The organism is Kitasatospora sp. NPDC001683 (genome assembly GCF_053596495.1).
Genome location: NZ_JBSFGK010000049.1, coordinates 41467 through 60387, shown reverse-complemented (window position 1 = coordinate 60387; position 18921 = coordinate 41467). Strand labels below are relative to the sequence as shown.

Here is an 18921-nt window from a genome sequence, read left to right as displayed (position 1 = left end):
CGACATCGAGGACCGGGCCGTGCCCGGTCACTGGGAAGGCGACCTCATCATCGGCGCGGGCGGCCGTTCCGCGATCGCCACCCTGGTCGAGCGCAGCACCCGCTACACCATGCTGGTCCACCTGCCGGGCGGAGCCCACGACGCCGGGACCGTCCGCGACGGCCTCGTCACCACGATCCAGGCCCTGCCCGCCCACCTGCGCGGCTCCCTCACCTGGGACCAGGGCAGCGAAATGGCACGCCACAAGCAGTTCAGCATGGCCACCGGTATGCCCGTCTACTTCTGCGATCCGGCCTCGCCCTGGCAGCGCGGCTCGAACGAGAACACGAACGGACTGCTGCGGCAGTACTTCCCCAAGGGCACCGATCTGAGCGTCCACAGCCCCGAGGACCTCGAACACGTCGCCCAGGAACTCAACGGCCGCCCACGCAAGACGCTCGACTGGGATACCCCAGCCGAGCGTCTACGTGATCTACTCACCACCTAAAACCAAGTGGTGTTGCGACGACCCCTGGAATCCAAGAACCCGGTCGGGGCCTTCAACTGCCTTGCCAGGCAGAGGCGGAGGATACGAGATTCGAACTCGTGAGGGGTTGCCCCCAACACGCTTTCCAAATGTTCGTCCGGCCGTCCGGGGAGGTCCGCAGGGGTCCTGACCTGCGGCGAAGCGGTTCGCTGGCCAAGCGCTGAACGGCCCTGGACGGGGGTGAATGCAACCAGAACTGCAACCAGAGCGGGTCGTGTTCTGCCTGGTCGGAGGCGTGATCGCTGTGCCTTCGGGCTCCGGGTCGGGCTGCGGGTGTCGCGCTCATGGCTCGGTGGGCGGGGTCGACGAAGGCGTAGCGGTCGTGGATGGAACGCCCGCAGCACAGGGCGGTTGGGACGATGATCGTCACGCTCCGTTGAGTGTCAGTGACGACCTCTAGCCTGCGGCTATGGAATGGGAGACAGACGAAGACCTCTACGCATGGGTCGAAACCCTGGGCGCCCCGTGCGTAGTGTGCGTGGATACGTTCTGGCGCATCGATGCTGGCCCCAGGAGGAAGACGTGCCCGCAGTGTCGCAACGCAATCCGGCAAGCGCGCCGACACAAGCTGACGCTTGCACACGTCAATGCGATCCTCAGAGCGCAGGATGACACTTGCCCGCTATGCCACAGCCTGGGTGGCGACCTTTCGATGGAAGGTCCGTCCTGGTGGCACATCGATCACGATCACAATTGCTGCTCCGGGCGGTCGTCATGCGGGCGATGTGTACGAGGGCTACTGTGCAGGAGCTGCAATGCCCGCGGCCTGGCCTGGTACGAGTCCCTCCCGGTCGAGCTGCAAACCTGGGATCACGTCAACGCCTACCTGGCCGATCCTCCAGCCCGCAGACCAGAGGCGGCAGTGCTGTTCCATGGTGATCTTCAAGGCGTACGGTCCCGCGATGGCTCCTTCGCCGGGTGGCGCTCTGAGCAGCTCCTGCACACCGCGCATGAGTCTCTGAACCTGTAAGCGTGGACTTGTCGGCGGGCAGGCGGCGACGCTCATGTGGCTTCGGGGCCCTCGTCAGGTCCCGAGCCGTGCCGTAGAACGGTCGATACGACGCATGAGGAGACTCGCGAACGCGATAGCGTCACGTGCTTCATCTGCATCGTCGACCCGATGGTCCCCATGCGCCAGCACATTGCGAATACCGACCATCGCGCCCATGAACAACATTTTGTGGCCGTCCCGTTCCCCCGCCGCCGATGGCCCTGAACCCTCGGCTACGTCCAGCTGGGGGTTGGTGCCACCGAAGGTGCTGTTCATGAGCCGCTGACCGATCTCGCTGCTTCCGGTGGCCTGCTGGACTCGGTGCTCCACCGCCTTGAAGGCCCTCAGCACGGCATCGGTGAAATGACCGTCGCGGTAGAGCTGTGCTGAAGCAGCGGCAATGACTGGGTGGATCGCTCCGAGCGAGGGAGCGGTCTCGAGAGCCTGCGGCTCAGATCCCATCGGTGCTTCGATCGCCTCCCGGCGGCGCCTCCAATAGTCGTGGATGTCGCTCGCCCCGACGAATCGCTGGACGCGGTGGTCGACCACAACGGTCGTCTCGGTGCCGGCCCAGCCATTTGCAAGGCTTCCACCGGCACACCATGGTTCGCCGTAGGCTAGGGGGATTGCAGCAAAGGACGGTGAGTCTCCGTCTTTCGAAGTCCTGGTCTGCCGCAGATAGTGCAGGTCGCTGGTCGAGACCTCGACGGCTTGTCCGTGCACCATTGCCTGACTTTGCTGCAGTTCGGCAAGCAAGTCGATCAGACCGAACAGCGACCGCAAGTACTCGTCGGATCCGTGCATTTGGGATACAGATGCAACAGACAACCGGACCTCACCCTCGGGCCAGTTCTTCACCGAAGGGCGCCGGCGGGCTGGAGTGATGACGAGTTGCTCGCTCAGCTGCTCCAAAGCGAGACGGGGGTCAACAGAGGCGCGTTTCAGCGGGCGTTTGAGATCGTGCCAATAGGGCCAGGTCCCCTTCTTACGGAAGTGTTCCCAGACCGCCTCCATCAGGACTGCGCCTTGGGGGCCCGAAGGCGTGTCGACCCCATCTGGGAGATTGGGTTCTGAAGTCAACGCAGAAGCCTCCACGTGGTGATCGTCCAGGGTGGGCTGGATCGGGATCACTGCTCGTAGCCCCATGCCTGGCCGGTCTGCCTGTACTGCTCGACGGGGATGGGGGCGATGTCGGTCCGCATACGGGCGGTATAGAGCAGGCCGTCGAGGTGGTCGATCTCGTGGTGGATCAGGCGGGCGAGTCCGCGTTCGTAGGTGGTGGTGGCCAGTTGGCCGTCCAGGGTGGTGGTCTCCACGGTGATCCGCAGTGGGCGGGGCACCATGCCGCGGACGTCGAAGAAGGACAGGCAGCCCTCGAACTGCTCGTCAGCCTCGTCGGACTGGGCAGTGATACGAGGGTTCAGTAGCACGATCGCAGGTGCTCCGGGCTCCGCTGGCTGGACGATGGCGGCGGAGCGGCCGATGCCGATCTGCGGTGCGGCGATGCCCATGCCCTTGGCGAAGGGGTGGACCTGGCCGATGCGCTCCATCGCGGCGAACAGCTTCTCGATGACCTGCTCGGCGGCCTCGCGCTCGGTGGGCAGGTCGAACGCTCGGGCGGGCTCGGCGAGTACGGGCTCGCCCTCCTGGACGACGCCGAGGTCACGCATCTGCTCGCTGGGCCGCACCTGGATCACCTGAACTCCCCTTGGGTCGTGTCGCGTTCGGGTCGGGCCCGGAACCGCCATTCCAGACGGTACCGGGCGTGGAGGGCCGGCGTGGACGTGCTCCAGGAGAAGACGCGCATCCCCTCCTCCTCTCGCCGGATCGGGGCGGTCCGCAGTGGCGCCGCCTCGGCCGTCATGGACGTCTCCATGCCCCACACCGCTGGGTCGAGGTCAGCTGGGAAGGCGAGTTCGACTTCCAGGTGCTCGGTGGGCAGGCGGACCGCGCGCTGGAACCAGCGGCCCCACTTCTCCTCGCCGACCGAGTAGGCGTACTCGATCCAGACCTCCTCGCCCGGGTAGAGCGGGAAGCGGCCGTGCTCGTTCTCGAACAGCAGCCAGAGCTCTTTGAACGCGTCGCGGTCGTGCTTGGCCTGCCAGTTCATCGCCTCCCCGCGGCATGTCGCGGTCAGTGCGAGCTCGTCCCAGGTCAGCGGGTGTTCGCGGTAGTGGGCGTTGGAGCGTTCGGGCTCTCCGGGGTAGCGGTCGACGCTGATGCGGATCAGGTAACGGGTGATCGGCTCGCTGCCAGTGTTCCGCAACAGCCGACGCATCGTCAGTCGGTACTGGGAGCCGTCGAAGTCCAGGCGCGCGCCGTCGTGCGCCACGATGATCGATGAGCCCGTCGCGTACGGCTGCTCGGGGCGGCGCGGGGCTGGCGGAGCCGCAGCCGGGGCCGCTCGGTTCTTGGCGGCCTCGTAGTCCAGCCAGCGCTTCCAGATGGCCTTGCCCGCGTTGAGGGTCTCCTCCGAGCGGCGCGCGAAGTCCTCGGTCGGCTTGTGCCGGCCGGACTCCACGTGGCTCACGTACGACGGGTCGAAGCCCATCTTGCGGGCGAGCCCCCGCTTGGACAGGCCGCGCACCTCGCGCCAGTACGAGACCTCCGCTGCGAACGCCTCGGCGGCTTGCTCAACGGTCGGGCTGTCGTCGCGCTCGTCCATCAAGGCCCCCGCCCTGGCTGCTGGATGAGATGAATGAACCGTGAGTGATCTCGATTCATCATTCTGTCACGGTCCTGGTCGCCGGTTTCCTTCTTTTGCCAGCCCGGGTCGACACCCGGGCCGAGAGAGGGAGGGCCCAAGCGATGCGCCTGCTGTACCTGCTCAACGTCTCCAACTCCAGCCAGCTGACTGCCGACTCCGGCTACACCTTCGCCGACATGCTCACCCCGGCCCTGGCCGACGCCGGGGTCGAGGTCACCGTGGCCGCTCCCGTCCCGGTCGGCGACGACCGCGTGCAGTTTGTGCGGACCGCCTCGCCCTCGACCAAGTACCGGGCCCGCTTCAACCCGGGCGTCGGCGGCCTGGTGCGGCTGTTCCGCCGCCAGCAGCCCGAAGTGGTCGTGGCCAACCAGATCGAGGCCGCCCCCGCGATCCGCGCCGCGCTCCTGGAAGCCGGAGTGGACGCGCGGATCGTCGGTTACTGCCACTACCTGCCGTTCTCCTTCACCGACACCGGCCAGTTGGAGCTGGACCCCGCGATGGACGACGGCGGGCTGGGCCGCAGCGTGCTGCTGGCCTTCGCCGCCGGTCTCGCGGCCTGCGACCGCGTCCTGGTCCACTCCGGCACCGCCGCCTCGTGGACGGCCGCTGCCGCCGCCCGCACCGGCGTCGAGCTCACCGAGAAGTTGCACGTGGTCCCCGCCCCCAGGGACGTGCGCCTGGTCCGCGACCCTGCCGAGATCACCCCGCCGGAGGGCCGGGCGGTCGGCATCTACAACCACCGCCTGTACGCCCACTACGGCACCGCCCGCTTCACCCAGCTCGCCCGCCACCTCGTCGCCCAGGCCCCGGTGCGGCTGACCGTGATGGACCTGTTCGGCACCCGCAGCGCCGAGCGGATCCGCCTGGATCCCAGCCCCGAGCGGAACCTGGAGGAGCTGGCGGCCGTGGACGGCGTCGCCATCGCCTCCGACCGCGGAGACCGCGTCCGCTACCGCAACCTGCTGGCTGGCACCCACTTCGGCATCGCTCCGTTTCGGCCCGGCTGCCCCTGGTCCATGTCGGTCATCGACTGCCAGGCGATGGGCCTGCCGGTGATCGGCCCTCGCATCGGCTGGCTGGCCGAGCACCTCGACCCGGAGCTGGTGTTCGACACCGACGACCAGGCCGTCCGGATCGCCGAACGCCTCGCCACCGACTCCGAGTTCTACCTGGTGCACGCCAAGCGCGCGCACGCCTCCACCACGGACCTGACGCCCGCTGCGGTGGCCGCACGCTACCTGGAGGCGATCAAGTGAGCGGCTTCGACGCGGTCCTGCTCTCCTACGACGAGCCGCTGGCGGACTCCCTGCATACCCGCCTGGCTCGCGTGCTGGGCGGAACCGTCAAGCGTCTGCACGGGGTGCGCGGGATGCGCCGCGCCTACCGGCTCACGGCCGAACTCGTCGACACCGACCAGTTCTTCCTCGCTGACGGCGACTTCGCCATCGACCCGGCCTTCTCCGCCAGCGCGGTGGAGCCGCTGGCAGCGGGCGTGTCGATGCGGGTCTGGCGGGCCGTCAACCCGGTCAACGGGCTCACCTACGGCTACGGCGGCCTCAAGCTGATCCGCACCAGCGCACTGCGGGAGATGGGCCAGGCCGTCGACGTGCTGGCCGCACTGCCCGGCCGGGTCGAGTTCAGCCCGCACACAGCCGGGACCACCCTGTTCAACCAGACCCCGTTCCACGCCTGGAAGGCGGGCTTCCGGGAGTGCGCGATGCTCGCGCGCGGCAGCGAGTACGGCATGACCGACGCCTCCGCCCAGGAGCGCATCGACGCCTGGACGGCCAGCAAGGACGGCGACTTCGCCGACTACGCGGCAGCCGGGGCCCGTGACGGCCTGGAGTTCGCCCGCACTGCGGCCCGCGACCCCAAGCGCTTCGAGGCGCTCAACGACCCGCCCTGGCTGCACCGGCACTTCATCACGCTGCACGGCGAGCAGGCGGTCGCCGGATGAGCACCCGCTGCGGACCGCTGGTCCTGATCGAGCCGCAGGCGCACCTCGGCGGCGGGCACCACCAGCGCACGCTGACGGCGCTCGCCGCCGCCCGCCCGGGTTCCGTGGTCATCACCCCGCAGGGGATCGCAGACGGGCCCGGTCCGCTGCTGCGGGCCGGCGCCTGCTTCGCCGCCGGACCGGTGGGTCCGGCGGCGAAGGCCCTGCTGGCCGCAGCCCGCGCGGCGGAACGCGTGTCAACTGCTGGCCAGCGGGCCTTCCGCTCACGGCGCTGGCCGTTGCCGCTCCGCCGGCTGCCGCACCAGGTCACCCTGATCGCCCGCTGCCTGACCGAAGCCGGATGCCTGCGTACCGTCCGCCGCCTTGCCCCTCAGCCGGCGGCCGTGGTGATCCTCAGCGCGAGCGAAGCCCTGCACGGCATGGCCGCCCTGCTCGGCGGCACCCCGCACCTTCGGTTCATCCACGAGCTGGTCACCACCGAGGACTCGCCGGTCCGGCTGCTGGGCCGGCTCGCCCGGCGGAGCGAGAAGCAGGTGGTCGCCCTCTATCCGACCACCACGGTCCGCGACCGGCTCTCCACGGCCTTCCTCCACCTCCCGGGCCGGGTGCGGGCGTTCGCGGTCGACGACGGTCGGCCCCTCACCACCGCCGAGCGCGAGGGTGCCCGCGCCGCCTTTACCATCCCCGCCTCGGCGACGGCGGTCTGCCTGGTCGGCGGCTGGTGGCCCTACAAGGACATCGCCACCGTCGATGCGGCCCTGGCCTGCCTCACCAAGCCGCTGCACGTCCTGGTCTGCGGCACTCCGCTGGACGACGCGGTACTCGAACGCTGGCACCGCCTGCCCCGTGTCCGGGTCCACACCGTGCCCGGCCCGGTCGGCGAGGACGTCCTCCGGTTGGTCTATGCCGCCGCCGATGCCGCCGTGGTGGCCCGGTGTCCCGGCACCGGCAAGGAGTCCGGCCTGGTCATGGACGCCGCCCGGCTCGATGTCCCGCTGATCGTCTCCGACCACGACCCGGACCTGACCGAGCGGCTGGTCGGGCAGCCCTGGGCCCAGGTGTTTCGGGCCGGCGACCCGGGTGTCCTGGCCGCCGCGCTGGACGCTCTGGCGGACGGGCCGCCGGAGCGGCCGGGGCCGAAGGCACCCACGGCGCTGGACATGCTGTCGGCAGCCGAGCAGGCCGCCTACCTCGTCGACACCTACACCGACCTGATCAAGGAGTACCGATGACGCCCGCCGCCCCCGCGCTGGTCGCCGTGATCGGCCCGGTCGAACCGGCCCTGCTGATCGCCTGGACCTCCCACTACCGCCGGCTCGGCATCGAACGCTTCCACCTCGCCTTCCACTTCGCCGAGCACGTCCCCGACGCCTGGCGTCGCCAGTTGCTGGGCACCGCCCGGGAGCTCGACCTGCCCACGGGCCAGGTCAGCACCGGGCCGTGGCACGAGCACACCAACACCGAACTGCGCGACGCTCTCCGCCAGCAGGCCGGCCCCGGCTGGCACCTGCTCGCCGACTCCGACGAGTTCCACACGTACCCGGCCACGCTCAGCGACGTGGCGGCGGAGGCCGAGGAGAACGGTCGGGCGGTCGTGGGCGGGCTGATGCTCGACCGCGTCAGCGCGGACGGCCGACTCGCCCTCTGGCGGCCCGAGAGTGGGCTTGACCGTGCCTTCCCGCTCGGTGGGCACCTCACCCACCGCCTCCTGCAGGGCGACCCTCGCAAGATCGTCCTCGCGCTCTCCGATGTCACGGTCGCCTCCGGCAACCACCGTGCCCCCGGCCGCAGGCCCGACTCGCACACGCTCGCGTGCGTCCACCACTTCAAGTGGCGCGCCGGCGTCCTGGACGACCTGCGCCGTCGTGTCGACCGCTTCACGTCCGGCGCGTGGACCGAGCACACCCCGGCCGTCCGGACCGAGGCCACCCGCCTGCTGCAGCACATCGACCGCCACCACGGCCGCATCGCCGTCTCCGACCCCCGCCTGGCCTTCCGCCACGTCACCCTCGACCGCCTGCCCGACGACTGGGCCGCCGAAGCCGCCCAGATCCACGCCGCCTGGCGCCCGCCCCGTCAGAGCCAGCCCGGCTCCACGATCTCCTCGCCCTCGTCCTGAGGTGCCTCGAACCGCGCGAAGAAGTCGTCCAGAGCCTCAGGGGTCACGATCAGCGCGTTCGCGTCCCCCCGCTGGTTGCGCTCGGCCAGCCTGCGCAGCAGCTCGTCCCGATCGACGGGGAAGTACAGCAGCCGCCACCGACCGCCGGCCGACTCCACCAGCTCCTTCATCGCGTCGCGGTCCTTCCGCTGCCACAGTCCGTGGTCCCACACCACGTCCCGGCCCTCGGAGACCAGCTCGACCAGCCGGGAGTGCAGCTCGGCGACGACCGGGGCCTCCTTCTCGAAGTAGGTGTTCTCCGGATAGTCGATCCCATACCGGCCGTGCCGCTCGTGGACGGCCTCGTCTACCGACAGCCGCACTGCATCCTGCGGCTCCAGCTCCCGCTGGGCGTAGGTCGTCTTCCCCGAACCGGTGAGCCCCACCAGCAGGAACACCACCGGACCACTCTCGGCCACCGACAACTCCCCTCACCGCCACCAGCGTTCACCGGCAAGTCTGCCACCACGGGCGGCTCCGGGAACCGCGTTCCGCACCCGCCGCCACTCGAAGGAGCACAGCGTGTCCGCCTCCGCCCTCGCCCGCCTGCTGCGGGCCTACGTCCGCCACGCGCCCGGAACCGTTGGCAAGGCCCAGCTCGTCGACCGCTTCCTCGACGACCACCTGCGAACCCGTCCCCTTCACGCCACTGCCCGGTTGCTCTCGGGGGACCTGGTCACCGTCACCACCAGCGACGTCATCCAGCGCTACCAGTACCTCTTCGGCGAGTGGGAGCCGAACCTGAGCGCCTTCCTGCGCGACCGCCTGCGGCCCGGGGACACCTTCGTCGACGTCGGGGCCCACCGCGGCGCGTTCAGCCTCCTGGCCTCCCACGCAGTCGGACCGACCGGTCGAGTCGTCGCCATCGAGCCCACCCCGCAGTTCCATGACGACCTCACCAGCGCGGCCACCGTCAACCGCCGGGACAACATCCGCACCGTCCGCGCCGCGGCCTCCGACACCACCGGCGCGCTGGTCCTCTACCTGGAGGACCCGGCCAACCTCGGTCACACCACCGCCATCCGGCCCCGCCACGTCCACACCACCTTCCACGTGCCGGCCGCACCGCTCACCGAACTCCTCGGCCAGGCCGAACTCGACACCGCCCGAGTCATCAAGATCGACGTCGAGGGCGCCGAGGCGGCGGCTGTCAGGGGACTGCTGCCCGCGCTGCCGCACCTGCGCGAGGACATCGAGCTGGTCGTGGAAGTCACCCCCAAGCTCCTGGCCAAGCAGGGCGAGAGCGCCGCCGGCATCATCGACGCCCTGCGCGAGCACGGCTTCCACTCGTACACGCTCACCAACGACTACGACCCGGCCAGCTACCCCCAGGCCATGCGCCGACCGCAGCCGCCTGTCCGGTGCACGAAGACCCCGGAGCAGATGACCGACCTGGTCTTCTCGCGCACCAACGCCGACCGCCTCACCATCGGGCGCTGAGAGCACCCACTCGTCCCAGCGGTGGGGGCCCAATCCGCGCCTCCCGCCTGGACCACTGAATCCTCCGGCACGTTGACAAGGAGTGGGCACCGTGACGAACACCAGCGTGATGAACAGCCGCAACGCGGTCTGCGTTATCGTCCACGACCAGGAGACCGACACGATCGCTGCCTTGCTCTACGCCGCCCGGAACTGGTCCTTGCAGCCGTCATGGACCGTCCCCGGCGGCAAGGCCGAGCCCGGCGAAGCGCTCGACGAAGCCGCCGCCCGCGAGCTCAAGGAGGAGACCGGCCTGCTCGTCGACCCGGCCGATCTCGTACTCGTCCACGTCATCCACGTCGAGCAGGGCTTCGACCAGGCCGGGCAGTTCGTCCTCTTCGTCTTCGCCACGGACACGTGGACCGGCGAACTGACCAACACCGAGCCGGAAAAGCACCTGGCTGCCCGGTGGGTCGCCGTAGACCGCCTTCCCGAGCCCGCGTTTCCGACCGCCAGGCAGGCCCTGGTTGCGTACCGGAATGGAGGTCCCTCCTTCTCCCGCTACGGATGGCCTTCCACCACGGCGTGATAGGCGGGCGCAAGGACGGTTGCTGCTAGTCCTCCTGCACGGGCTGGCCGGTCACGCGGGCGAATGGGATGCGCTGGCCCGGGCTCTGAGCGATCGGTACCGGGTGATCGCCGTCGACCAGCGCGGCCACGGCGGCAGCGAACGCACACCGGAAGACCTTTCCCGTGCGGCGTACGTCGCTGACGTCCTCGCCGTACTGGAGCTGCTCGATCTCGGACAGGTCGTGCTGGCCGGTCAGTCGTTGGGCGGGCACACCGCCATGCTCGCGGCGGCGGCGCATCCCGAGCGCGTTCGCGCCCTCGTGCTCGTCGAGGCTGGGCCCGGTGGGCCGAACTCGGCCGTCGCCGAGGAGGTCGGACACTGGCTCGACTCGTGGCCGCTGCCGTTCCCCTCGCGGGAGGCGGCGGTGGGGTTCCTCGGCGGTGGCCGGGTCGGCGAGGGCTGGGCCGCCGGGCTGGAGGAACGCAACGCGCAGTGGTGGCCGCGCTTCGACCGGGACGTGATGGTCGCCTCGTTGGCCGAGAACGCCCACCGCTCCTTCTGGAAGGAGTGGGAGCAGGTGGTCTGTCCGACCCTGGTCGTCCTGGGCCAGTCCAGTTTCATCGCCGCGCGGGAAGTCGACGAGATGTTCGCACGGCGCCCTGACACCCAGGCCGCGAGCGTTCCGGGGACGGCGCACGACGTTCATCTGGAGCGGCCGGAGGTTCTGCACCTCCTGCTCTCGGAGTTCCTCGACGGGGTTGGCCGGCAGACAGCTGCCAGCGGGGGATAAGCGGGCGACCGGGACCGGCGCGAAGCTGCCTCGACGGAGGACCCCGCGACGTCCACGCTGACGCACCGTTGAGAGATCGTCCGAAAGCTGCTTCTGCAGATGACGCGATTCGTGGGGGAACCCTATCCGCCCGTCGTGGCCGTCCTCGGGTGCGATCCGCCTTGGCCGGCGCGTCGGGGCAGGCCAGCCGCTCAGGGATCGGGCCCACCGGGGTGGTCCGGTATCGCCGCCGTGACCACTGCTGGGGCCCCGGCCGCGTTCCGGCAGCGGAACCGACAATCGCGAGGGCGATGCCGGTGGCCGCTGCCGTCCCCAGGAGGGCGGCTTACGAGCCGATCTGCCGGGTCCCAAAAGCGCAACTGCAACCAAAACTGCAACCACGCAACGCAGAAGGCCCCGACCGGGAACCCGGTCGGGGCCTTCAACTGCCCAGCTGGACAGAGGCGGAGGATACGAGATTCGAACTCGTGAGGGGTTGCCCCCAACACGCTTTCCAAGCGTGCGCCCTAGGCCTCTAGGCGAATCCTCCGTGGGAGAGCTTAGTACATGTTTTGGGGTGCTCGCGACCAGCTATCCCGCAGGCGGGAGGGTGGGGGTGGCCTGTGGATCGTCGGGGCCGGGATCCGGTAGTGTGGGGGTCAGCCCCTCGTGTGGCGTCATCTCTCTGAACCCCCCCAGGGCCGGAAGGCAGCAAGGGTAGGAGGGCTCTGGCGGGTGCACGGGGGGTCTTCGCGTTTCTGGGGGAGTGCGGGGCGGGGGAGCGCGGGGTCGGGGGTGAAGGGGCGACGCGTTTGTCGGCCCGTCCCGATATCGTCGGTGGTGTGTCCCTAGCCCTGTACCGCCGCTACCGCCCCGAGACCTTCGCGGAGGTCATCGGGCAGGAGCACGTGACCGCTCCGCTCCAGCAGGCCCTGCGCAACAACAGGGTCAACCACGCGTACCTGTTCAGCGGGCCGCGCGGCTGTGGCAAGACGACGAGCGCGCGCATCCTGGCCCGTTGCCTGAACTGTGAGCAGGGGCCGACGCCGACGCCCTGCGGGGAGTGCCAGTCCTGTCGGGACCTCGCGACCGGCGGGCCCGGCTCGATCGACGTGATCGAGATCGACGCCGCCTCGCACGGTGGTGTGGACGACGCGCGTGAGCTGCGCGAGCGGGCCTTCTTCGCGCCGGTGCACAGCCGGTACAAGATCTTCATCCTGGACGAGGCGCACATGGTGACCTCGGCCGGGTTCAACGCGCTGCTCAAGGTGGTGGAGGAGCCGCCGGAGCACCTCAAGTTCATCTTCGCGACCACCGAGCCGGAGAAGGTGATCGGGACGATCCGGTCCCGCACCCACCACTACCCGTTCCGGCTGGTCCCGCCCGGCACGCTGCGCGACTACCTGGCGGACGTCTGCGGCCGCGAGGGCATCCAGGTCGAGGACCCGGTGTTCCCGCTGGTGGTACGGGCCGGCGCGGGCTCGGTGCGTGACTCGATGTCGGTCATGGACCAGCTGCTGGCCGGTGCCGGCGAGGGCGGCGTCACGTACCAGATGGCGACGGCCCTGCTCGGGTACACCGACTCGGCGCTGCTGGACGAGGTGGTGGACGCCTTCGCCGCGCACGACGGGGCGACGGTGTTCCAGGTGATCGACCGGGTGGTCGAGGGTGGGCACGACCCGCGCCGGTTCGTCACCGACCTGCTGGAGCGGCTGCGCGACCTGGTGATCCTCGCCACCGTGCCGGAGGCGGGGGAGAAGGGGCTGATCGACGCGCCGGCGGACCGGATCGCGGTGATGCAGGCGCAGGCGGACGCGTTCGGCGCGGCCGAGCTGAGCCGGGCGGCTGACATCGTCAACACCGGGCTGACCGAGATGCGCGGCAACGCGGCGCCGCGGCTCCAGCTGGAGCTGATCTGTGCCCGGGTGATGCTGCCGGGCGCGTACAGCGACGAGCTCTCGCTGCAGGCGCGACTGGACAAGCTGGAGCGCCGGGCGGCCGCGGGCGGTTTCGCCGCGTCGGCCGGGATGGCGCCGATGGCGGTCCCGCCGATGGCTGTCCCGATGGCGGCCGCGCCGATGGCTCCGCCCGCGGCCGTACCGGCGGGCCCGTCGGTGGAGGTGCCGGTGGAGGTGCCCGCGCCGGCGGCTACGCCCGTCGTGGCGCCCGTCGCCGCGGCGCCGGCCCCCGTGCAGGCGACCCCGCCTCCGGCCGGGCCCGCCCCGGGCGCCTGGCCGATCCCGCGCAGCTTCCCGCCCGTCGGCGGCGCACCGGCCCCTGCGGCCGCCGCGCCCGTGCCGCAACCGCAGGTCCCGCAGCCCGCGCCCACCCCGCCCCCGGTCCAGCAGGCGGCCCCGGCTCCCGGTGGCCAGCCGTCCGCTGCCGCGCAGCAGGGTGCCGCGCAGGTCCGGCAGCTGTGGCCGCAGATCCTCGAGGCGGTGAAGAACCGCCGCCGCTTCACCTGGATCCTGCTCAGCCAGAACGGTCAGGTGGCCGGGTTCGACGGCAGTACGCTCCAGGTCTCGTTCATCAACGCGGGCGCCCGGGACAGCTTCGTCGGCAGCAACAGCGACGACGTGCTGCGCCAGGCGCTGTCCGACGCGCTGGGCGTGGACTGGCGGATCGAGTGCATCGTCGACCCGTCCGGCGGAGGCGGAGGAGCTGTAGGCGGAGGAGTCGGAGGCGGCGGGGGCACGGCCCCGGCCGCGGCCGCCCCGGCCGGGGGTGGCTGGGGTGCCCCGGCCCGTCCGGCGGCCGCCGCGCCGCCGATGGCCGCTCCCGCCCCGGTGCAGCCCCAGCCGCAGGTGCAGGCGCCCGCCCCGGTCCAGTCGCTGCCCCAGCCGCCGGCGCCGGTGCAGGCCCCCGCGCCGGTGCAGGCTCCGCCGTCGGTGGCGGCGCCCCCGGCCCGTCCGGTGCAGTCGGTGGCTCCGGAGGACGACATCCCGGAGGAGGACGACCCGGACCTCAACGAGGAGGCGTTCTCCGGCCAGGAGCTGATCATCCGGGAGCTGGGCGCCACGGTGCTGGAGGAGATCCACCACCGCGGCAACTAGCCGAGGCGACCACGGCACCCCGGGCGCGGTCCCCACGGGCAGGTCCGGGCCCGTAGGCTCAGCGGTGACGAACGAAGAACGCGTGACAGCAAGGAGTGAGCCGTGTTTCCCGGTGGTGGTCAGCCCAACATGCAGCAGCTGCTCAAGCAGGCGCAGAAGATGCAGCAGGAGCTCGCGAAGGCCCAGCAGGAGCTGGCCGAGGCGAAGGTGAACGGTACGGCGGGCGGCGGCCTGGTCGAGGCCACGGTGACGGGCTCGGGTGAGCTGGTGGCGCTGAACATCGCCCCGGCCGCGGTCGATCCGGAGGACACCGAGACCCTGGCCGACCTGATCCTGGCGGCCGTCCGGGACGCCAGCCAGGCGGCCCAGAAGCTGCAGGCCGAGCGGATGGGCCCGCTCACCCAGGGCATGGGCGGCGGCATCCCGGGTCTGCCCTTCTAGGACGCGCTGCTGGGACGGCACGTCCTGGGCGTCCCTTCCAGGGCGTCCCAGAACCTCCCGTTCGGGATGTTCCTCATGTGATTTCTGTGGGAGTCGGGCGTCGGCCGGTGTGTCCGGCGCCCGATTCGTTGGATGATGGCACCGGAGCACCTCCGACCAGGGCACCACCGACCGACCGAGGGAAGGCGCGACGTTGTACGAGGGCGTGGTTCAGGACCTGATCGACGAACTGGGCAGGCTGCCCGGCGTCGGGCCCAAGAGCGCCCAGCGGATCGCCTTCCACGTGCTGCAGGCCGACCCGGTCGACGTGCGCCGCCTCGCGCACGCGCTGCTGGAGGTCAAGGACAAGGTCCGCTTCTGCGTGGTCTGCGGCAACGTCGCGGAGGCCGAGCAGTGCCGGGTCTGCCTGGACCCGCGCCGCGACCTCGCCGTCATCTGCGTGGTCGAGGAGCCCAAGGACGTCGTCGCCATCGAGCGCACCCGTGAGTTCCGCGGCCGCTACCACGTGCTGGGCGGCGCGATCAGCCCCATCGAGGGCGTCGGCCCGGACGACCTGCGCATCCGCGAGCTGCTCGCGCGCCTCGCGGACGGCACGGTCACCGAGCTGATCCTGGCCACCGACCCCAACCTGGAGGGGGAGGCGACCGCCACCTACCTGGCCCGGCTCTGCAAGCCGATGGGCCTGAAGGTGACCCGGCTGGCGAGCGGACTGCCCGTCGGCGGGGACCTGGAGTACGCGGACGAGGTCACCCTCGGCCGCGCCTTCGAAGGGAGACGACTGCTCGATGTCTGACCGGACGATCAACCAGCAGCCGCACGGCCCGCACCCCCACGCGGAGCCCGAGGCCCACGCCCCGCACACCCACGGCCACGGCTCCGAGCCGGACGACTTCGCCGTGCAGATCGCCGACTCGGTGGAGAGCTTCGTGCTCGCCGTCACCGAGGTCGCCAAGGGCGACGAACCGGGCAGCGTGGTCTCGCTGCTGCTCCTGGAGGTCTCGCAGCTGCTGCTGGCCGGCGGCCGGCTGGGCGCCATCGAGGACGTCGTCCCGGAGGACCGCTTCGAGCCCGACGCCGGGCCGGAGCCGGACGGCGAGCAGCTGCGCGAGCGCCTCGCCGAGCTGCTCGCGCCGATCGACGTCTACCACGAGGTCTTCGACCCGTACGGCCCGCCGGAGAAGCCGAACGCCTTCCGGATCTCGGACGACCTGGCGGGCGTGGTCAGCGAGCTCCAGCACGGCCTGACCCACTACCGGGAGGGCAGGGTCAGCGAGGCGCTGTGGTGGTGGCAGTTCTCGTACCTCTCCAACTGGGGCACGACCTGCACGGCGGTGCTGCGGGCGCTGCAGTCGCTGATCGCCCACGTCCGGCTGGACAGCCCGATCGGTGCGGCGGCGGACGGTGCGGACACCGACGACGACGGGCTCACCGACGAGCAGCTGGAGCAGCAGGCGGGCGACCTGATGGCGGCCGAGCTCGGTCTCGGCCGGTAGTCCGGCGCCCGGTGGTTCCCCGCGATCCGGGCCACCGGAGATCCGGAGATCGTTGTGACGAATGCCTCGGCAATCCGCCCGGAAAAGAAATCCGGCAGCGCCGCCGGGCATTCTTCGGAGGATTCTGCGGAACCGCGCCGGGTGCCCGCAGACCTGCCGGTGGCCCGCCCGAATCGCCGCCCACTTGCTGAAACCGCCGTCTCACCATGTGGAAGCCGCCGGTCAGGGCACCCCTGCTCGGTAGACTGGCGCGGACCGCACCCCCCTTTCACCCGGGGGTACGGGGGCCTGGCGCCCCCGGAAAACGACACTAGTCGAGGAGCGCACGTGGGCCTTGTCGTGCAGAAGTACGGCGGCTCATCCGTTGCGGATGCCGACGGCATCAAGCGCGTTGCCCGCCGAATCGTTGACGCCAAGAAGGCCGGCCATGAGGTCGTCGTCGTGGTGTCCGCGATGGGCGACACGACGGACGAGCTCATCGAACTCGCGGAGCAGGTGTCACCGCTCCCTGCCGGCCGTGAGTTCGACATGCTGCTGACCGCTGGAGAGCGCATCTCCATGGCGCTGCTGGCCATGGCGATCAAATCCCTGGGTCACGAGGCCCAGTCCTTCACGGGCAGCCAGGCCGGTGTCATCACCGACTCCGTCCACAACAAGGCGCGCATCATCGACGTGACGCCGGGTCGCATCCGCACCGCCCTGGACGAGGGCAACATCGCGATCGTGGCCGGCTTCCAGGGCGTGTCCCAGACCAGCAAGGACATCACCACGCTGGGTCGCGGCGGCTCGGACACCACCGCCGTCGCACTGGCCGCCGCGCTCAAGGCCGAGGTCTGCGAGATCTACACCGATGTGGACGGCGTGTTCACCGCCGACCCGCGCGTGGTGAAGAAGGCGCGCAAGATCGACTGGATCGCGTACGAGGACATGCTGGAGCTGGCCTCGTCCGGTTCCAAGGTGCTGCTCGACCGCTGTGTGGAGTACGCCCGCCGCTACAACATCCCGATTCACGTACGCTCGTCCTTCTCGGGTCTTCCCGGGACGATCGTCAGCAACGACAACCCGAACGAGCCCGAAGGGGGCGAGATGGAGCAGGCCATCATCTCCGGAGTCGCCCACGACACCTCCGAGGCCAAGGTCACGGTCGTCGGCGTGCCCGACAAGCCGGGCGAGGCAGCGCGCATCTTCCGCGCCATCGCCGACGCCGAGGTCAACATCGACATGGTGGTGCAGAACGTCTCCGCCGCGTCGACCGGCCTGACCGACATCTCCTTCACCCTGCCCAAGACCGAGGGCCAGAAGGCCATCGACGCGCTCGGCCGGGTCAAGGAGGGCATCGGCTACGAGTCGCTGCGCTACGACGACGCGATCGGCAAGATCTCGCTGGTCGGCGCGGGCATGCGCTCCAACCCGGGCGTCACCGCCACCTTCTTCGAGGCGCTGTCCGCCGCGGGCGTCAACATCGAGCTGATCTCCACCTCGGAGATCCGCATCTCGGTGGTCACCCGCGCCGACGACGTGCCGGAGGCGGTCCGCGCCGTGCACAGCGCCTTCGGCCTGGACAGCGAGAGCGACGAGGCCGTCGTCTACGGCGGCACCGGGCGATGACCCGGGAGCCGGGCAGGGGCCTCCGGGGATGACCCGGCGCCCGAACCTCGCCGTCGTCGGCGCCACCGGCGCGGTCGGCGAGGTGCTGCTCGGCCTGCTCTCGCTCCGTCAGGACGTCTGGGGCGAGGTCCGACTCGTCGCCTCCCCGCGCTCGGCCGGCCGTACGCCGGTGGTGCGCGGGGAGCCGGTCGAGGTCGTGCCGCTGACCGAGGAGGCCTTCGCGGGGATCGACGTCGCCGTGTTCGCCGCCCCCGACGCGGTCTCCGCCCAGTGGGCGCCGATCGCGGCGGCCAAGGGCATCGTGGTGGTCGACGACTCGGCCGCCTTCCGCACCGCCGGGGACGTCCCGCTGGTCGTCCCCGAGGTCAACGCGGCCGCGCTGCGGATCCGTCCGCGCGGCATCGTGGCCAGTCCGGCCGGCACCACGCTCGCGCTGGTCCCGGTGGTCGGCGCGCTGCACGCCGAGTACGGGCTGGAGCAGCTGGTGGTCGCCACCTACCAGGCCGCCAGCGGCGAGGGCCGGGCCGGCGTGGCGGCGCTGCGCGAGCAGACCGCCCTGGTGGCCGGCACCGAGGTCGGCCGGCAGACCGGCGACCTGCGCGCGGTGATCGCCGACGAGGGGCCGTTCGCCGCCCCGCTCGCCCTCAACGCCGTGCCCTGGACCGGCGGCCTGAGCGAGGGCGGCTGGTCCGCCCAGGAGCTCGGCCTGCGCGACGAGACCCGCAAGATCCTCGGTCTGCCCGCCCTGCGGGTCTCCGCGACCTGCGTGCGCGTCCCGGTGGTCCGCACCCACGCGCTGGCCGTGCACGCCCGCTTCGAGCGCGAGGTCAGCCAGGAGCACGCGCAGGACATCCTGCGCGAGACGCCCGGCGTGGTCCTCTACGACGACCCGGCGGCCGGGGAGTTCCCCACCCCGAACGACGTGGTCGGCACCGACCCGGTCTGGGCCGGGCGGGTGCGCCGGGCGCTGGACGAGCCGGACGCGCTCGACCTCTTCCTCTGCGGCGACAACCTGCGCAAGGGAGCCGCGCTCAACCTGCTGCAGATCGCCGAGCTGGTGGCCGGTGAACTGACGGTGCAGGACTCCTAGGATCCGTCATCGGTCCGGGGCGGAGGGCCCTTTGTGCCCGAGGATGTCCGGACCTGTGTCCGCTCCTCGACACAATCCGTCCGGAATCCCGGGGGAATCCCCTGGAGGCCTCTTCGGCCGATGCGGAAGAATGGGCCC

At 70.8% G+C, this 18921-nt stretch carries 19 protein-coding genes, 1 tRNA gene and 1 other RNA gene; 16 read left to right on the top strand and 5 right to left on the bottom strand.

Annotated elements, in window-relative coordinates:
• On the top strand, nucleotides 1-487 hold a 487-nt coding region (locus tag ACWCYO_RS24940; RefSeq protein ID WP_449785438.1), incomplete at its 5' end, for an IS30 family transposase.
• Between the two features lie 448 nt (nucleotides 488-935).
• Nucleotides 936-1496 (top strand): endonuclease domain-containing protein, encoded by a 561-nt coding sequence (locus ACWCYO_RS24935; protein ID WP_449785437.1) that lies wholly within the window; start codon nucleotides 936-938, stop codon nucleotides 1494-1496.
• A gap of 54 nt (nucleotides 1497-1550) precedes the next feature.
• Here ACWCYO_RS24935 and ACWCYO_RS24930 read toward each other — a convergent pair whose 3' ends face one another.
• From ACWCYO_RS24930 to ACWCYO_RS24920, 3 genes are all read right to left on the bottom strand, one after another.
• Nucleotides 1551-2531, bottom strand: coding sequence for a TIGR02391 family protein (locus ACWCYO_RS24930; protein WP_449785436.1), 981 nt, complete (start codon nucleotides 2529-2531; stop codon nucleotides 1551-1553).
• Between the two features lie 113 nt (nucleotides 2532-2644).
• On the bottom strand, nucleotides 2645-3214 hold the full coding sequence (locus tag ACWCYO_RS24925; protein WP_449785435.1) for a peptide deformylase: 570 nt from the start codon (nucleotides 3212-3214) through the stop codon (nucleotides 2645-2647).
• A complete protein-coding gene (locus ACWCYO_RS24920) occupies nucleotides 3211-4182 on the bottom strand; it encodes a helix-turn-helix domain-containing protein (RefSeq protein ID WP_449785434.1) in 972 nt (323 codons plus the stop codon). The genes ACWCYO_RS24925 and ACWCYO_RS24920 overlap by 4 nt, the downstream gene beginning before the upstream one ends.
• 143 nt (nucleotides 4183-4325) lie before the next feature.
• Between ACWCYO_RS24920 and ACWCYO_RS24915 the strand changes: the two genes are divergently transcribed.
• Genes ACWCYO_RS24915 through ACWCYO_RS24900 form a run of 4 tightly spaced genes read left to right on the top strand, consistent with a single transcriptional unit; the run spans nucleotide 4326 to nucleotide 8300 of the window.
• Entirely contained in the window at nucleotides 4326-5480 is a 1155-nt protein-coding gene (locus ACWCYO_RS24915) for a glycosyltransferase (RefSeq protein ID WP_449785433.1), read from the top strand.
• Nucleotides 5477-6181 (top strand): hypothetical protein, encoded by a 705-nt coding sequence (locus ACWCYO_RS24910; protein WP_449785432.1) that lies wholly within the window; start codon nucleotides 5477-5479, stop codon nucleotides 6179-6181. Before ACWCYO_RS24915 ends, ACWCYO_RS24910 begins: the two co-directional genes overlap by 4 nt.
• Nucleotides 6178-7413 carry a hypothetical protein gene (locus ACWCYO_RS24905; RefSeq protein WP_449785431.1) on the top strand — a complete coding sequence of 412 codons (1236 nt, stop codon included), beginning with the start codon at nucleotides 6178-6180 and terminating at the stop codon, nucleotides 7411-7413. The genes ACWCYO_RS24910 and ACWCYO_RS24905 overlap by 4 nt, the downstream gene beginning before the upstream one ends.
• On the top strand, nucleotides 7410-8300 hold the full coding sequence (locus tag ACWCYO_RS24900; protein ID WP_449785430.1) for a glycosyltransferase family 2 protein: 891 nt from the start codon (nucleotides 7410-7412) through the stop codon (nucleotides 8298-8300). Before ACWCYO_RS24905 ends, ACWCYO_RS24900 begins: the two co-directional genes overlap by 4 nt.
• Here ACWCYO_RS24900 and ACWCYO_RS24895 read toward each other — a convergent pair.
• Entirely contained in the window at nucleotides 8258-8758 is a 501-nt protein-coding gene (locus ACWCYO_RS24895; protein ID WP_396495954.1) for an AAA family ATPase, read from the bottom strand. The genes ACWCYO_RS24900 and ACWCYO_RS24895 overlap by 43 nt on opposite strands.
• A 103-nt stretch (nucleotides 8759-8861) precedes the next feature.
• On the opposite strand from ACWCYO_RS24895, the gene ACWCYO_RS24890 reads away from it, so the two are divergent.
• The 3 genes from ACWCYO_RS24890 to ACWCYO_RS24880 all read left to right on the top strand — a co-directional run bounded on the left by ACWCYO_RS24890 (nucleotide 8862) and on the right by ACWCYO_RS24880 (nucleotide 11119).
• Nucleotides 8862-9779, top strand: coding sequence for an FkbM family methyltransferase (locus ACWCYO_RS24890; protein ID WP_449785429.1), 918 nt, complete (start codon nucleotides 8862-8864; stop codon nucleotides 9777-9779).
• A gap of 91 nt (nucleotides 9780-9870) precedes the next feature.
• Nucleotides 9871-10347, top strand: coding sequence for an NUDIX domain-containing protein (locus ACWCYO_RS24885; protein WP_449785428.1), 477 nt, complete (start codon nucleotides 9871-9873; stop codon nucleotides 10345-10347).
• A gap of 19 nt (nucleotides 10348-10366) precedes the next feature.
• On the top strand, nucleotides 10367-11119 hold the full coding sequence (locus ACWCYO_RS24880) for an alpha/beta fold hydrolase (protein ID WP_449785427.1): 753 nt from the start codon (nucleotides 10367-10369) through the stop codon (nucleotides 11117-11119).
• A 444-nt stretch (nucleotides 11120-11563) separates the two neighbouring features.
• On the opposite strand, the gene ACWCYO_RS24875 is transcribed toward ACWCYO_RS24880, so the two are convergent.
• A tRNA-Ser gene (locus ACWCYO_RS24875) sits at nucleotides 11564-11648 on the bottom strand.
• Between the two features lie 108 nt (nucleotides 11649-11756).
• Here ACWCYO_RS24875 and ffs point away from each other — a divergent pair.
• The 7 genes from ffs to ACWCYO_RS24840 all read left to right on the top strand — a co-directional run bounded on the left by ffs (nucleotide 11757) and on the right by ACWCYO_RS24840 (nucleotide 18783).
• An RNA gene (gene ffs, locus ACWCYO_RS24870) (signal recognition particle sRNA small type) lies at nucleotides 11757-11853 on the top strand.
• Nucleotides 11854-11940: 87 nt separating this feature from the next.
• Nucleotides 11941-14151, top strand: coding sequence for a DNA polymerase III subunit gamma and tau (locus tag ACWCYO_RS24865; protein WP_449785426.1), 2211 nt, complete (start codon nucleotides 11941-11943; stop codon nucleotides 14149-14151).
• Nucleotides 14152-14253: 102 nt separating this feature from the next.
• Nucleotides 14254-14592 carry a YbaB/EbfC family nucleoid-associated protein gene (locus ACWCYO_RS24860; protein WP_270145967.1) on the top strand — a complete coding sequence of 113 codons (339 nt, stop codon included), beginning with the start codon at nucleotides 14254-14256 and terminating at the stop codon, nucleotides 14590-14592.
• A gap of 193 nt (nucleotides 14593-14785) precedes the next feature.
• Nucleotides 14786-15385 (top strand): recombination mediator RecR, encoded by a 600-nt coding sequence (gene recR, locus ACWCYO_RS24855; protein WP_030288200.1) that lies wholly within the window; start codon nucleotides 14786-14788, stop codon nucleotides 15383-15385.
• On the top strand, nucleotides 15378-16085 hold the full coding sequence (locus ACWCYO_RS24850; protein ID WP_270145971.1) for a DUF5063 domain-containing protein: 708 nt from the start codon (nucleotides 15378-15380) through the stop codon (nucleotides 16083-16085). The genes recR and ACWCYO_RS24850 overlap by 8 nt, the downstream gene beginning before the upstream one ends.
• A 327-nt stretch (nucleotides 16086-16412) precedes the next feature.
• Nucleotides 16413-17693, top strand: coding sequence for an aspartate kinase (locus ACWCYO_RS24845; protein WP_270145973.1), 1281 nt, complete (start codon nucleotides 16413-16415; stop codon nucleotides 17691-17693).
• A gap of 28 nt (nucleotides 17694-17721) precedes the next feature.
• The gene (locus ACWCYO_RS24840) at nucleotides 17722-18783 is read left to right on the top strand and encodes an aspartate-semialdehyde dehydrogenase (protein ID WP_449785425.1); all 1062 of its coding nucleotides are present in this window, start codon (nucleotides 17722-17724) and stop codon (nucleotides 18781-18783) included.
• Nucleotides 18784-18921: the final 138 nt, after the last annotated feature.